At 67.0% G+C, this 12,847-nt stretch carries 11 protein-coding genes and 2 tRNA genes; 3 read left to right on the plus strand and 10 right to left on the minus strand.

From position 1 onward, the window contains the following. Positions 1 to 189 precede the first annotated feature (189 nt). From HDC96_RS01665 to HDC96_RS01690, 6 genes are all read right to left on the minus strand, one after another. Positions 190 to 1,401 (minus strand): MFS transporter, encoded by a 1,212-nt coding sequence (locus tag HDC96_RS01665; RefSeq protein WP_179458479.1) that lies wholly within the window; start codon positions 1,399 to 1,401, stop codon positions 190 to 192. Positions 1,402 to 1,688: 287 nt separating this feature from the next. Next, positions 1,689 to 1,765: transfer RNA gene (locus HDC96_RS01670), tRNA-Pro, on the minus strand. 139 nt (positions 1,766 to 1,904) lie between these two features. Next, positions 1,905 to 1,981 (minus strand) — tRNA-Pro (locus HDC96_RS01675). A gap of 48 nt (positions 1,982 to 2,029) precedes the next feature. Beyond that, entirely contained in the window at positions 2,030 to 2,143 is a 114-nt protein-coding gene (gene cydX / locus HDC96_RS01680; protein ID WP_179458480.1) for a cytochrome bd-I oxidase subunit CydX, read from the minus strand. A gap of 29 nt (positions 2,144 to 2,172) precedes the next feature. Next, complete coding sequence (gene cydB, locus HDC96_RS01685; protein ID WP_179458481.1) at positions 2,173 to 3,327, minus strand: cytochrome d ubiquinol oxidase subunit II; 1,155 nt, start codon at positions 3,325 to 3,327, stop codon at positions 2,173 to 2,175. A 15-nt stretch (positions 3,328 to 3,342) separates the two neighbouring features. Beyond that, positions 3,343 to 4,932: a cytochrome ubiquinol oxidase subunit I gene (locus tag HDC96_RS01690; RefSeq protein ID WP_179458482.1), complete on the minus strand. Its 1,590-nt coding sequence runs from the start codon at positions 4,930 to 4,932 to the stop codon at positions 3,343 to 3,345. A gap of 227 nt (positions 4,933 to 5,159) precedes the next feature. On the opposite strand from HDC96_RS01690, the gene cydD reads away from it, so the two are divergent. The 3 genes from cydD (at position 5,160) to HDC96_RS01705 (ending at position 9,627) form a co-directional block, all read left to right on the plus strand. Then, entirely contained in the window at positions 5,160 to 6,890 is a 1,731-nt protein-coding gene (gene cydD, locus HDC96_RS01695; protein WP_179458483.1) for a thiol reductant ABC exporter subunit CydD, read from the plus strand. After that, positions 6,887 to 8,557 carry a thiol reductant ABC exporter subunit CydC gene (gene cydC / locus HDC96_RS01700; RefSeq protein WP_179458484.1) on the plus strand — a complete coding sequence of 557 codons (1,671 nt, stop codon included), beginning with the start codon at positions 6,887 to 6,889 and terminating at the stop codon, positions 8,555 to 8,557. The genes cydD and cydC overlap by 4 nt, the downstream gene beginning before the upstream one ends. 593 nt (positions 8,558 to 9,150) lie before the next feature. After that, positions 9,151 to 9,627, plus strand: coding sequence for a hypothetical protein (locus HDC96_RS01705; protein WP_179458485.1), 477 nt, complete (start codon positions 9,151 to 9,153; stop codon positions 9,625 to 9,627). Positions 9,628 to 9,860: 233 nt separating this feature from the next. Here the strand turns inward: HDC96_RS01705 and HDC96_RS01710 are convergent, their stop codons facing one another. From HDC96_RS01710 to HDC96_RS01725, 4 genes are all read right to left on the minus strand, one after another. Beyond that, positions 9,861 to 10,145 carry a DUF1294 domain-containing protein gene (locus HDC96_RS01710; RefSeq protein ID WP_179459576.1) on the minus strand — a complete coding sequence of 95 codons (285 nt, stop codon included), beginning with the start codon at positions 10,143 to 10,145 and terminating at the stop codon, positions 9,861 to 9,863. A gap of 50 nt (positions 10,146 to 10,195) precedes the next feature. Then, on the minus strand, positions 10,196 to 11,308 hold the full coding sequence (locus tag HDC96_RS01715) for a homoserine O-acetyltransferase (protein WP_179458486.1): 1,113 nt from the start codon (positions 11,306 to 11,308) through the stop codon (positions 10,196 to 10,198). 73 nt (positions 11,309 to 11,381) lie between these two features. Then, complete coding sequence (locus HDC96_RS01720; RefSeq protein ID WP_179459578.1) at positions 11,382 to 12,398, minus strand: tetratricopeptide repeat protein; 1,017 nt, start codon at positions 12,396 to 12,398, stop codon at positions 11,382 to 11,384. Beyond that, positions 12,392 to 12,844: a cytochrome c-type biogenesis protein gene (locus HDC96_RS01725; protein ID WP_179459577.1), complete on the minus strand. Its 453-nt coding sequence runs from the start codon at positions 12,842 to 12,844 to the stop codon at positions 12,392 to 12,394. The genes HDC96_RS01720 and HDC96_RS01725 overlap by 7 nt, the downstream gene beginning before the upstream one ends. Positions 12,845 to 12,847 lie beyond the last annotated feature (3 nt).

Raw genomic sequence — 12,847 nt, forward strand, 5'->3', positions numbered from 1 at the left:
TCATTGAATCGCTGGAGATTCGCGCCATGTCGTCCGCATGGGAAAGCGCACTCCGTCGCGATGAAGCTGTTCATCCCGCTGGCGCTGCCAGCGGTCCCGAACATGGCCCGGTGCACCGCACCGGGTCAGTTAACGACACGCTACGTCAGCTGTTGCGCACAGCGCGTGTAGATGGACGCAGCGGAGCACTCACCACTGGTCTTCGAGCTTCTGCGGTTTGCAGGCGACCCAGGAGGCGCACAACAGCACCACCGCGCACAGCACCAGGAAGCCGAACGGCAGGTGCCAGCCGCCGCTGACCGCATGCAGCCAGCCGAACAGGAACGGGCCCAGGCAGCTGAACGCATAGCCCACGCCCTGCATGAAGCCGGACAGCGCCGCCGAACCGGCCGGGGTGCGGGTGCGCAGGTTGATCAGGGTCAGCGCCAGCGGGAAGGTCGAGGGCCCGATGCCGAGCAGCACCGCCCACAGCCACGGTGCCTTCATCGGGGCGAACAACAGGCCGGCGAAGGCGATCAGGAAGGCGCTGAAGCCGATCAGTACCAGCCCGAAGGGATTGCGCAGGCGCACGGCCAGCGCCGGCATGGTCAGCGATGGCAGCAGCCCGCAGGCAGCGAAGATGGCGACCATGATCCCGCCGAAGGCCGGCGTGGCACCGGCTTCGACCACGATCCGCGGCAGCCAGGTGAACATCGAATAGGTCATCAGCGAGGTCATGCCGAACATCAGGGTCATGCCCCACGCCAGCGGCGTCTTCCAGACCTTGCCGTGCGGCGCGCTGGACGGGTCGTTGGCGGCGCTGATGGTGTCCGGATGCGGGCGCGCACGCGAGAGCATCAGCCACGGCAGCGCGGCGGCCAGCGACATCAGCGCCCAGATGCCCAGCGATACGCGCCAGCCGGCCTGCTGCGCGACCGGCACCGCCAGCAGTGCCGGCATCATCGTGCCGATCTGCAGCACGGTGATGTAGAGCGTGCTCATGGTGCCCACGCGGTTGGCGAAGTAGCGCTTCACCAGCGGCGGCACCACCACGTTGCCGATGCCCATGCCGGCCAACGCCACCACCGAACCGAACAACAGGCTGCCCACGCCGCCGGCCATCGAGCGCAGCAGCAGGCCCACGGTGGCCAGGCTCATCGCCAGCAGCGCGGTGCGCTCCAGGCCAAGGCGGCGCGCCACGGCCGGGGTGGTGACGCCGAACAGCGCGAAGGCCGCGGTGGGCAGCATGCCGAGCACGCCGGTCATCGTAGTGCCGAAGCCGAAGGTCTCGCCGAGCACGTCCAGCAGCGGGGTCAGCGAGGTGACCGCGGTACGCAGATTCAAGGCGGCCAGCAGGATCGCGGCAAAGGCCAGCAGGCGTCCGTGCAGCAGGGACTGGGACGGTGAGGTGGGGTGAGTCATCAGCATGTGTCCTGACAGGTGGCGCACCGCGGCCATGCCGGCGCGCGGGTGCAACGGCAGAAACCGGCCAGCGGCCGGCATCTGCGGGGTAGGGGACTGGGCCGGCGCCGAAGGCGAGGCCAGGACCTGACATTGTACGGGTTCGATCCGGACAGGTCGCGCCGGCGGGTGCCAAGGCCTCGGCGACGCGCCCGCCCATCGCCCTGATTGCTGACGTGCCTCAATCAACAGACACAAAAAAACCCGGAGGACACTGAAGTCTTCCAGGCTTGATTGTGACCATCAAATGGTCGGGGAGACAGGATTCGAACCTGCGACCTCTACGTCCCGAACGTAGCGCTCTACCAGACTGAGCTACACCCCGTAAGGAGCCGCCTATTGTATCGATCCCGCCGGTCGGCGGCAAGGGGGGATCGCGTTTTTCACCTTCGGTGCCGTGTTGCCACGGCCCTTGATAAAGAAGCCTGGAAACGTGTTCCCAGGCTTCAATACGACCACCGGAGTGGTCGGGGAGACAGGATTCGAACCTGCGACCTCTACGTCCCGAACGTAGCGCTCTACCAGACTGAGCTACACCCCGAAGGAGCCGACAAGGATACGGTGTGAAGACCCGATCGGCAACCTTTTTTTAGCCTGCTTCGTGATCCGTACGGCTCTGCTCGCGGGCTTCGAACCACATGCCGTTGAGAATGGCCACGACCGAAGCCAGCCCTGCACCCAGAATCCAAGCGAAGTACCACATGTAAGTCTCCTATGGCGCCGTTGCGCGCGTCAGTAAGCGTTGGGGTTGTCGCCCATATCTTCGACCGTGGTCTTGCCCTTCATCACGCGGTAGACCCAGGAGGTGTAGGCGATGATGATCGGCAGGAAGATGGCCGTGGCGATCAGCATGATCCCCAGGGTCAGGTGGCTGGAGGAGCTGTCCCAGACGGTCAGGCTGGAGCCCGGCTGGCTGGAGGAGGGCAGCAGGAACGGGAAGATCGCAAAACCGACGGTCAGGATGATGCCGGCGATCGAAGCACCCGAGGCCAGGAAGGCCAGGCCGCCGCGGCGGGCACGCAGCAGCACCGCGCTGGCCAGCGCACCAACCAGGCCGAGGATCGGGGCCAGCAGGGTCAGCGGCATGCTCTGGTAGTTGCGCAGCCAGCCACCGGCCACCGCACCGACGGCAGCGGTCTTGAGCAGCGGATTGGTCGGGCCATCGGTGACCACCTGCGAGGTGATCTGGTAGCCCGGCAGGCCGAAGGCCACCCAGACGCCGGCCAGGGCGAACAGCACGAAGGTCAGCACCGCCGCGATGCTGCCGTAACGGGCCGAGCGCTCGGCCACCGGACCATCGGTCTTGAGCACCAGCATCGCTGCACCATGCGAGACCACCATCGCCACACTCACCAGGCCGGCCACCAGGGCGAACGGGTTGAGCAGACCGATCAGGGTGCCGGTGTAGAAGATGCGCATGCTGTCATCGAAGTGGAACGGGACGCCGACCAGCACGTTGCCCACCGCCACGCCAGCAATCAGTGCCGGCAACAGGCCACCGACGAACAGCGCACGGTCCCAGTTCTCACGCCAGCGCTTGCCGGGCATCTTGCTGCGGTACTTGAAGGCGACCGGGCGCAGGATCAGCCCGAACAGCATCAGGAACACCGCCAGGTAGAAGCCGGAGAAGCTGACCGCGTACAGCGGCGGCCAGGCGGCGAAGATCGCACCGCCACCGAGCACCAGCCACACCTGGTTGCCTTCCCACACCGGGCCGACGGTGTTGATCACCAGCCGGCGTTCGTCATCGGTCCTGGCCACGAACGGCAGCAGGGTGCCGACGCCGAGGTCGAAACCGTCCATCACCGCCCAGGCGATCAGCAGGATGCCGAGCAGCAGCCACCAGATCACGCGGAGCGTGGTGTAATCGAGTCCAATGAATTCCATCTGGGTTCTCCTGCCTTACGCCCGACCGTGGGTCGGCGCAGTGGCATTGGGGGAAAGGGACGTGGCTGCAGCCTGCAGCGACGGCAGGATGTCGTCCGGGCCCTTGCGGATCGCCTTGAGCATCAGCTTTACTTCGATGACCAGCAGCACCGTGTACAGCCCGGTGAACACCGCCAGCGTGGTCAGGATTTCATGCAGGGCCAGGCCCGACGCGGCGTAGAAGGTCGGCAGCACGCCGTCCACCGCCCACGGCTGGCGACCGTACTCGGCCACGAACCAGCCGCATTCGATCGCGATCCACGGCGCCGGCAGCGACCACAGGGCGAGCTTGAGGAACCAGCGCTTGTCCTGGAAGTTGTGGCGGCACGAGTAGTAGAAGGCCAGCGCGAAGAAGGCGATCAGGTAGAAGCCCAGGCCCGCCATGATGCGGAAGGTCCAGAACAGCGGGGCGACCCGCGGCACGGTATCCATCGCGGCCTTGGAGATTTCTTCCGGGGTGGCGTTGAGGATGTCCTCGCGATAGCGCTTGAGCAGCAGGCCGTGGCCCAGATCCTGCCAATGGCGGTCGAACATCTCGCGCGCTTCGACGTCGTTCTTGTCCTTGCGCACGCGTTCCAGCGCACCGTAGGCCAGCTGGCCGCCGCGGATGCGGTTCTCGGCACGCCCCACCAGCTCCAGGATGCCCGGGATCGGCTGGTCCAGCGAACGGGTGGCGATCAGGCCCATCAGGTACGGGATCTTGATCGCGTAATCGTTGGTATGGGTGGTCTGGTTCGGAATGCCGAAGGCGGTGAAGTCGGCCGGGGCACGCTCGGTTTCCCACATCGCTTCGATCGCGGCCAGCTTCATCTTCTGGTGTTCGCTGGCGGCGTAACCGCTTTCGTCACCCAGCACCACCACCGACAGCGAGGACAGCAGGCCGAAGGCCGCCGCCACCGCGAAGGAGCGGCGGGCCATGTCCTTGTGCTTGTTGCGCAGCAGGAACAGGGCGCTGATCGACATCACGAACACCGCGCCGGTCACGTAGCCCGCACTGACCGTATGCACGAACTTGGCCTGCGCCACCGGGTTGAACAGCACGGCGGCGAAGTCCACCACCTCCATGCGCATCGTTTCCGGATTGAAGATCGCACCGGTCGGGTTCTGCATCCAGCCGTTGGCGATCAGGATCCACACCGCCGAGAGGTTGGTGCCGAGGGCCATCAGCCAGGTCACCGTGAGGTGCTTGACCGGGGTCAGCCGCTTCCAGCCGAAGAAGAACAGACCGATGAAGGTCGCTTCCAGGAAGAACGCCATCAGGCCTTCGATCGCCAGCGGTGCGCCGAAGATGTCGCCGACGTAGTGGCTGTAGTACGACCAGTTCATGCCGAACTGGAATTCCATCACGATGCCGGTGGCGACGCCGATGGCGAAGTTGATGCCGAACAGCGTGCCCCAGAACAGCGTCATCTGGCGCCAGACCTGTTTGCGGGTCATGACGTAGACGCTCTCCATGATGGCCACCATGAACGACAGGCCAAGCGTGAGGGGAACGAAAAGGAAGTGGTACATCGCGGTCAGAGCGAATTGCAGCCGCGACAGTTCTACGACTGTCTGATCAATCATGGCCTGGCTACCTCGTTGGGTTTTGCCGTTTCAGGTGGCGGGAAGGGGGGTCTACGGGGTGAATTCTGTGACCAGCAACTTCAAACAGCCTTGATTCAGATCAATGTACAAAGACATTCGCGCGGGGATCGTATGCGCTCCCATCCCTGCGACCGCTGGCCGCAGGGGGACGGGGCCAGCACCTACTACAATCGACGGAACCTCCCTGTGGCCGCCAGTGACCTGTTTTGAGCATACCCCCCGACGCGCCCCTTGGTGAGACAACCGCCCTGCGCCGCCGTCGCCTGCACTGGCTGGGCGGGCTGGCAACGGCCGCGCGTGGCAAGCAGCGCCTCGCGGCGATCTGCATCTGCCTGTCCGGCGCATTGCTGATCGGGCAGGCCGCCGCCATCGCCTGGCTGATCCAGGCGGTGCTGGTCGATCATCGCCCGTTGGCCGAGGCCACGCCGGTGCTGCTGGGACTGCTGGCGGTGCTGGGGATCCGCACCCTGCTCGGCAGTGCGACCCAGGCGGCGGCCGGTGATGTCGCCGATGCGGCGCGGCTGGCCCTGCGTGAACGTGTTTATCAGCGACTGCTGGGGCGCGGTCCGCTGTGGCTGCGCCAGCAACGCACCGGCGAGTTGGGTGAGCTGATGCTGGCGCATGCCGATGCGATTGAGAATTACTACTCCGGCTATCAGCCGGTCCGCATCGAAGTGGTGGTGGTGCCGTTGCTGATCGCCATCGCCGTGGCCTGGACCGATTGGGTGATCGCGCTGATCCTGCTGTTCACCGCGCCGCTGGTGCCGTTCTTCATGATGCTGGTCGGCTGGGGCGCAGAAGCGGCCGGCCGTGCGCAGCTGGGTGAACTGGCGCGGATGAGCGGTCACTTCGCCGATCGGATCAAGGGGCTTGGCCTGCTGCGTCTTTATGGACGAGGAGAGGCCGAGCTGGACGGCGTGGCGAGCGCGGCAGAAGGCGTGCGCGAGCGCACCCTGAAAGTGCTGCGGATCGCCTTCCTCTCTTCGACGGTGCTGGAATTCTTCGCCTCGGTCAGCGTCGCGATGGTCGCGCTGTACCTGGGCCTGAGCTATCTCGGCCTGATGTCGCTGCATGCGCAGGTGCCGACGCTGGGCGTCGGCATGTTCTGCCTGCTGCTGGCACCGGAGTTCTACGCGCCGCTGCGGCGATTGGCCGCGCACTATCACGACCGCGCCAACGCGCTGGCCGCCGCGGCGGAAGTGGAGCGCCTGCTCGGCGAACTGCCTGCCGCAGCCGCTGTCGATGACGCACCGCCCGCCACCGCGCGCGCCCCGGAACTGCTCGAACAGCACGCGCCGCCGGTGGTCGTACGCGACGTGAGCCTGCGTCCGCTCGGTGCGCACCACGATGTGGTGCAGCACCTGTCGTTCCAGATCGAGCCCGGGCAACGCGTGGCGCTGGCCGGCCCCAGCGGCAGCGGCAAGAGCACGTTGCTGGAAGCACTGGCCGGATGGTTGCCACCCCGCGAGGGCAGCATCGTGCTGCGCCCGGGGCTGGACGTAGGCTACGCCGGGCAGCGCCCGTATCTGTTCCACGGCACCATCGCCGACAACCTGCGCCTGGCCGCACCGGGCGCGACCGATGCGCACCTGCGCGCCGTGGCCGAAGCCGCTCAGGTGATGCGCTTCGCGGCCGCACTGCCCCAAGGGCTGGACACGGTGATCGGTGAGCGCGGCTTCGGCTTGTCCGGCGGCGAGGCGCGCCGCATCGGTCTGGCCCGGCTGCTGCTGCGCGATCCGCACCTGCTGCTGCTCGACGAGCCGACCGCCTTCCTCGATCCCGATACCGAAGCCGATCTGCTGCGCACCCTGGCGGCATTCGCACGCGGGCGCAGCGTGGTGATCGCCACCCACAGCGAGACCGCGATGCGCTGGGCCGACACCCGCCTGACCCTGACTGCCGGCGGCGCGCGGCTGGCCTCGGAGGTGACGCCATGAAAGCCGCCCACATCGATTCGCTGAAGGGTGTGTTCGCGCGGCATCGCGGGCGCCTGCTGCTGACCGTCCTGCTGCTGTGGACGACGATGCTGGCCGGCACCGCATTGCTGGGGCTGTCCGGTGGGTTCCTGACCGCCGCCGCCTTGGCCGGGGCGGCCGGGCTCGGCAATGGCTTCAACTTCTTCTCGCCCTCGGCGGGCATCCGCGGGCTGACCATGGCGCGGATCGTGTCGCGCTACTTCGAAAAGCTGGTGGGCCACGATGTCACCCTGCGCATCGCGCGCGATCTGCGCGTGTGGTTCTTCCGTCGCGCGCTGCCGCTGGCACCGGCGCGGTTGGCCGGAGTGCGCACCGGTGAGCTGCTGGCGCGGCTGATGTCGGATATCGGCGAGGTCGACGGTCTGCTGGTGCGCGCGATCGGCCCGCTGCTGGCGCTCGGTGGCATCTCGCTGGTCGCGGTGGTGTCGGCCGGCATCATCTATCCGCCCGCGGCCGGTCTGCTGGCGGTGCTCGCCGTGCTGATCGGCATCGGCGTGCCGTGGTTGACCGTGCGCGGGGCCGCCGACCAGGAGCGCGACCGCGCGCTGCACCGCGCGCAGTTGCGCACCCAGTCCTTTGAAGGGCTGGAAGGCGCGGCCGATCTCGCCGCATTGCAGGCAGGCGAGCATTGGAACCAGCGCGTGCTGGTGGCGGCCAAGCAGCTGAAGTCGCGTGACAAGCGTCGCCGCTGGCGGCTGATCAGTGGCAACGCACTGCATGGCCTGTGCGGCGCGGGTGGCCTGGTCGCGATGCTGTGGCTGGCCCTGCATGCCTTCGAACGCGGCAGTGTGGATGCCGCGCTGGCCGCTGCGCTGGTGTTCCTGACCGTTGCACTGCTGGAGCTGTGGGCCGGCATCGGTCTGGCCTGGCAGTCGTGGTTGTCGGGCCGCGTCGCCGCGGTGCGGCTGGAGGCCATCGTGGACCAGGCGCCGGGTGTAGTGGAAGCCGACGCGCCGGTGGCCGTGCCGTCCGTGCCCGCGACGCTACGGTTCGATCAGGTGGTGTTCCGTTGGCCCGGCCAGGCGCGCGTCTTGCTGGACCAGGTGCAGTTGCAGCTCGCCCCGGGCGAATGGATCGCGATCCGCGGCGACAGCGGCAGCGGCAAGACCACGCTGTCGTCGCTGCTGCTGCGGCTATGGGATCCGGAGGCCGGCAGCGTGCGTTACGGTGATACCGATATCCGCCGCTTCGCCCAGGCCGACTGGCATCGCCAGATCGCCTGGCTGCCGCAGAACGCGCCCGTGTTCGCCGGCACCGTGGCGGACAACCTGCGGCTCGGCGATGTACAGGCTAGTGAGGAACGCTTGTGGCAGGTGCTCGTGGAGGTCCGTCTGCACGCGTGGGCAGAGCAGATCGGCGGCCTGTCGGCGTGGGTCGGCGAGAACGGCGCGACCATGTCGGCCGGTCAGGCACGGCGCCTGGCGCTGGCGCGCGCGCTGCTGCGCGACGCACCGATCCTGGTGCTGGACGAGCCGACCGAAGGCCTGGATGTGGACACCGCGCATGCGTTGTTGCATGACATGGTGGATGCGCTGGGCAATCGCAGTCTGCTGATGATCACCCACGACGAACTGCCGGAGGGCATCGTGCATCGCAGTTATCGTTTGCATAAGGGAAGCCTGCGGTAGGTAGGGTGGCGTGGGTGGCGAATATGGAATGCTGCTGTGGTTGCTGATCAAGGCCAACGTTTGGCCAGAAACCGACACAGCAGACAGCGTGTGCCTACGCGACGCTGGGCCAGTCCATTCAGGTTTCAGGCATGCCCGGTCCTCTGGACAGTTGGATATCGGCACTATCGCAGCGATGACGATGACGATGACGGTTCGGGTATGAATCCAGGCAGGACGTTGGGCTATATTTCCATCCAGCCGCCCTTCCCGAGGGTGGAGCAGATTGCATGGACCCACATGTCATGGTCGACTTCATCCGCTGGCTCAAACGTCGTCCCCCCGTCAAGTCGGACCAATCCACGGTAGATCCTGAGGCCACGGGGTATGTGTATGTTGGGGATGGGGACAGCGGACCGATGGCCGCTGCAGCTCCAGGACACCGTGTCCGGTGCCCTGGAGGCGGGCCACCTTGGATAGTTGTGGACCGCGACTATCCCTCGATAGTGGTTCATAGGTGGCCCGGAAAGTTGTGGAGGGTTCGCATACTCACCAAGGCCACAGAACAACCTCTCGCTTGCGCGACGTACACGCGGGCGTCATCTGTCCATGTCTTGAGCGAGGAGCCTCTGGCGGCACTCTTCGGGCATAACGGCAAGGCTGTTGTTGAGCTCTTTGATCGCGTTTCGCAACTCCGGCGTTGGATGATTGAATCCCTCGCTGCCTCAGGGGATGCGGAGGCTACTGGTGTTTACGATGCGGTTTGGGACCGATGGCTCGCCAACGTCGACCCCTGTTCGCCGGACTTGGGGAACCGGCATGCGGGACTGCTGCGTATGAATCGAGACTCGCCCGCGGGTAAGGCACCGTCGATCCTGCATTCGGTACTGTGGCATCTCGCCCGTGAGATGGACGGCGACGAAGCCTTTATCTCAGACGAAGAGTCCCTGTTCTTCTCCGCTCGATGGTCGCGTGTGGCCGACTGCATGCAGCACACTTTGTTCGCTATCGGGGTGGAGGAGGAGTTCGTTGATCCGTCTGAACGGGCCATTCTGCGCCGTTCCTACGATGCTGCCGTGTTGCAATGCTGATCCATCTACTCACGGATTGATTGCGGGGCCAGGTGGGCGGGGCCTGTCAAAACGGTCTACAGAGAATCGATCTGCAAGAGGGAAGGTTTTTGTACTCGAATGTGCTCGGAGTTCGGTCCGTCTGGGCGCTTCGAACGGAGCGCAATCTGTGGGCTCGCTTTGGATGCGCGACAGCCTTGGCTGTGCTTGCCCGTCTTCGGAGGATGTTGGAGCAGGCGGTGAATTGCATTCCCTTACGCTTGCAGCAGTACGGCCACTGTGCCGATGTTGGCCAGCACGCACAGGGCGAACACCCATTGGAATGCACTCTTGCGGTGCTTGTGGCGGAATACGGATTGGCCCAGCAACGCGCCCGGCCAACCGCCCGCGAAGGCCAGCAGTTGCAGGGTGCGTTCGGGTGTGCGCCAGTTGCCCAGGCGTGCGGCGCGTTTGTCATGCCCGTAGAGCGCAAAGGCGACAGCACTGGTGAGTGCGTACCATGCGCCCAGCCACTGCGGTAACAACCCGGTAAGCGTCATCGCGACCAACGCGCCTGCCGCCGCCAGCGCCAGGTACCAGCGTGTGTGCCTCACAGCGCCTGCAGAAAGCCGCTGACCGCCGGGCCAAACCGGGCGAAGTCGACCAGGAAGGCATCGTGGCCCTGCGGTGAATCCAGCCCGATGAACTGCGCGTCGGCGCCACCGGCGCGCAGGCCATCGGCGATCTGCTGTTGCTGCTGTACCGGGAACAGGATGTCGGTGTTCGCGCCGATCGCCAGCGCCTTGTCCACCTGGATCTTCGCCAGCCCGGCCATGACGTCGCCGTCGGCGTACTCGGCCAGGTCGAACCAGTCCATCGAGCGGCTCAGGTACAGATAGCAGTTGGGATCGAAGAAGCGCACGAAGCGGCGGGCGTGGCCTTCCAGGTAGCTTTCCACCTGGAACTCCAGGCCGAACGGATCGTCATCGGCCTGGTCCGAATCCAGGCGCACGCGGCCAAAGCGGCCATCCCATTCCAGTGCGGAGCGGTAGGTGATCACGCCGAGCTTGCGCGCCATGCGCATGCCCGATTCCGGATAGGCCTGGTCGGTGTAGCGACCGCCATTCCACTGCGGGTCGAGCCGGATCGCCTCGCGTTGCAGCGAGCGGATCGCGATCGAGAACGGCAACGCCTGGGCACTGCCGGAAATATTGATATGGCTGCGCGCGATGCCCGGGTGCAGCAACAGCAGTGCCAGCGCGGTCATCCCGCCCATCGAATTGCCGATCACGCAGGCCAGCTCGGTCACGCCCAATGCGCGCACCACCTCGACCGCTGCGCGTGCGCCATCTTCGATCGACAGTTCGGGGAAGCGCAGGCCGTACAGCTCCCCGGTGGCCGGGTCGATGCTGGCCGGACCGGTCGAGCCCTTGCAGCTGCCCAGCGAGTTCACGCAGATCACGAACCAGCGATCCGTATCGATCGGCTTGCCCGGGCCGACCATCGCCTCCCACCAGCCCGCGGCCGGATTGTCGGCGTTGGCCGCGGCATGCGCGTCCGGCGACAGCCCGGTGACGATCAACACCGCATTGCCGGCGTCCGCGTCGAGCGTGCCCCAGGTCTCGTAGGCGACATGCGCCTCGCGCAGTGCACCGCCGCGCTTGAACGCGAACGGCGAGGGCAGGGCGTGGTAGCGGGTGCCGGGGGGAATGAATTCAGTCATGCGCGCAGTTTAGCCGGGCGCCGCGATGGCGCCGTGGTGGTGGGCGGCACGCTGCGTCGCGGCCGCGCACCGGTCATGGGCGATCGAACACCAGGGGCACCGGCCCGGCGTGGGGCAGGCGCACCCGTACCGGCGCGGTTTCCACGTCGTCCGGCTGGCGGTTGGCCTGGCCCGAGCGCGACAGCCGTGCCAGTACCTCGACCTCCTGCAGCTGCGACAGCGTGCTGGTCGGCATCGGGCTGTCGCCATCGCCGAGCGTGACCAGCAGGGGCAGCCGGCTGGCCGGATGCTTCTGCACCGCGACCGGCATCGGCGGGCCGTCCGGCGCGCGTGCGATCACGAAGACCGTGGCGTTGGCCCAGGCCGGATCCATCGCGGTTCCGGGCGCGAAGCGCACCTGCACGGCGAGGGCGTGGTCGCCCGCCGCGGCAGGGGCAGGCGTTTCCACCCGCGGCGGCAGACCCGCAGCGCTACGTGCGATGGCGATCTGCTCGCGCAAGGCACGCGCCGCGCCGGGTTCCAGCGTCGGCAGCAGGGCTTCCCAGGCCTTCGCGGCCTCGGCGTCCTGGCCACGCTGGCGCAGCGCAATGCCGATCAGCCAGCCGGCGCGCTCGCTCTCCGGCGCAAGCGCGTTCGCATGGCGCAGCCATTGCAGGGCCTGGTCATCGAACTGTTTGCCCGGCGCGGCCTGCGCGCGCGCCTGCGCCGCTTCGACCAGGATGCCGGGATCGTCCGGCGCGAGCCGCACCGCGCGGTCGAACGCCGCCGTGGCCTCGGCCAGCTTGCCCAGCGCCAGCTGCGAGCGGCCGAGCAGGGCCCAGCCATCGGCGCGTTGTGGGTCTTTCGCCAACGCCTGTTGCAGCGCCTGCACGCCATCTTCCAGCGTGGCGGGCGCGTCGCTGGTCGCGGTCCGCTCGGCGGCATCCGGCGTGCCGACCAGCAGGTACAGCGCGCCACCGGCCAACCCCAGCGCCAGCATGGCGATCACGAAGGGGCGGTGCGAACCGCCGGCACGCAGCGGTCGCAGTACGAGTGCAGCAAGGGCGGCCGCGAACACGGCGGCACTCAGGGCCATCCAAAGGCTCACCAGCGTTCCTCGCTCTTGTCCATCGGTTGGATCCCACGGCTGCGACGGCGCACCACCCAGATCAGCACGCCCGCGCCGATCAGCAGCGCCACCGGTGGGCCGAACCAGAGCAGTGCGTTGCGGGCCTCCATCGGCGGCCGGTACAGCACGAACTCGCCATAGCGGTCGACCAGGAACTGCTTGATCTGTGCATCGCTGTTGCCCTGCTGCATCAGCACCAGCACTTCGCGGCGCAGATCGTGCGCGATCTGTGCATTGGAATCGGCCAGCGACTGGTTCTGGCACTGCACGCAGCGCAGCTCGGCGGCCAGCGCATGGAAGCGGGCTTCCTCGGCGGCATCGCGGTACTGCAACGGGGTCGGGTCGGAGACGGCCTGCGCCATGGCCGGCAAGGCCAATGACAGTGCCAGCGCCAGCGCGATCAGCGCCACGCCGACCCGGCGGGTCATCCG

Origin of the sequence: Stenotrophomonas sp. JAI102 (assembly GCF_013409105.1) — a bacterium.
GTDB classification, from domain to species: Bacteria; Pseudomonadota; Gammaproteobacteria; order Xanthomonadales; family Xanthomonadaceae; genus Stenotrophomonas; species Stenotrophomonas maltophilia_AA.

What these genes read in the sequence shown, in the direction of transcription:
- HDC96_RS01715 (WP_179458486.1), bottom strand. Translation starts at nt 11,308, where the DNA reads ATGACTGAATTCATTCCCCCCGGCACCCGCTACCACGCCCTGCCCTCG.
- cydB (WP_179458481.1), bottom strand. Translation starts at nt 3,327, where the DNA reads ATGGAATTCATTGGACTCGATTACACCACGCTCCGCGTGATCTGGTGG.
- cydC (WP_179458484.1), top strand. Translation starts at nt 6,887, where the DNA reads ATGAAAGCCGCCCACATCGATTCGCTGAAGGGTGTGTTCGCGCGGCAT.
- HDC96_RS01710 (WP_179459576.1), bottom strand. Translation starts at nt 10,145, where the DNA reads ATGACGCTTACCGGGTTGTTACCGCAGTGGCTGGGCGCATGGTACGCA.
- cydX (WP_179458480.1), bottom strand. Translation starts at nt 2,143, where the DNA reads ATGTGGTACTTCGCTTGGATTCTGGGTGCAGGGCTGGCTTCGGTCGTG.
- HDC96_RS01690 (WP_179458482.1), bottom strand. Translation starts at nt 4,932, where the DNA reads ATGATTGATCAGACAGTCGTAGAACTGTCGCGGCTGCAATTCGCTCTG.
- HDC96_RS01725 (WP_179459577.1), bottom strand. Translation starts at nt 12,844, where the DNA reads ATGACCCGCCGGGTCGGCGTGGCGCTGATCGCGCTGGCGCTGGCACTG.
- HDC96_RS01665 (WP_179458479.1), bottom strand. Translation starts at nt 1,401, where the DNA reads ATGACTCACCCCACCTCACCGTCCCAGTCCCTGCTGCACGGACGCCTG.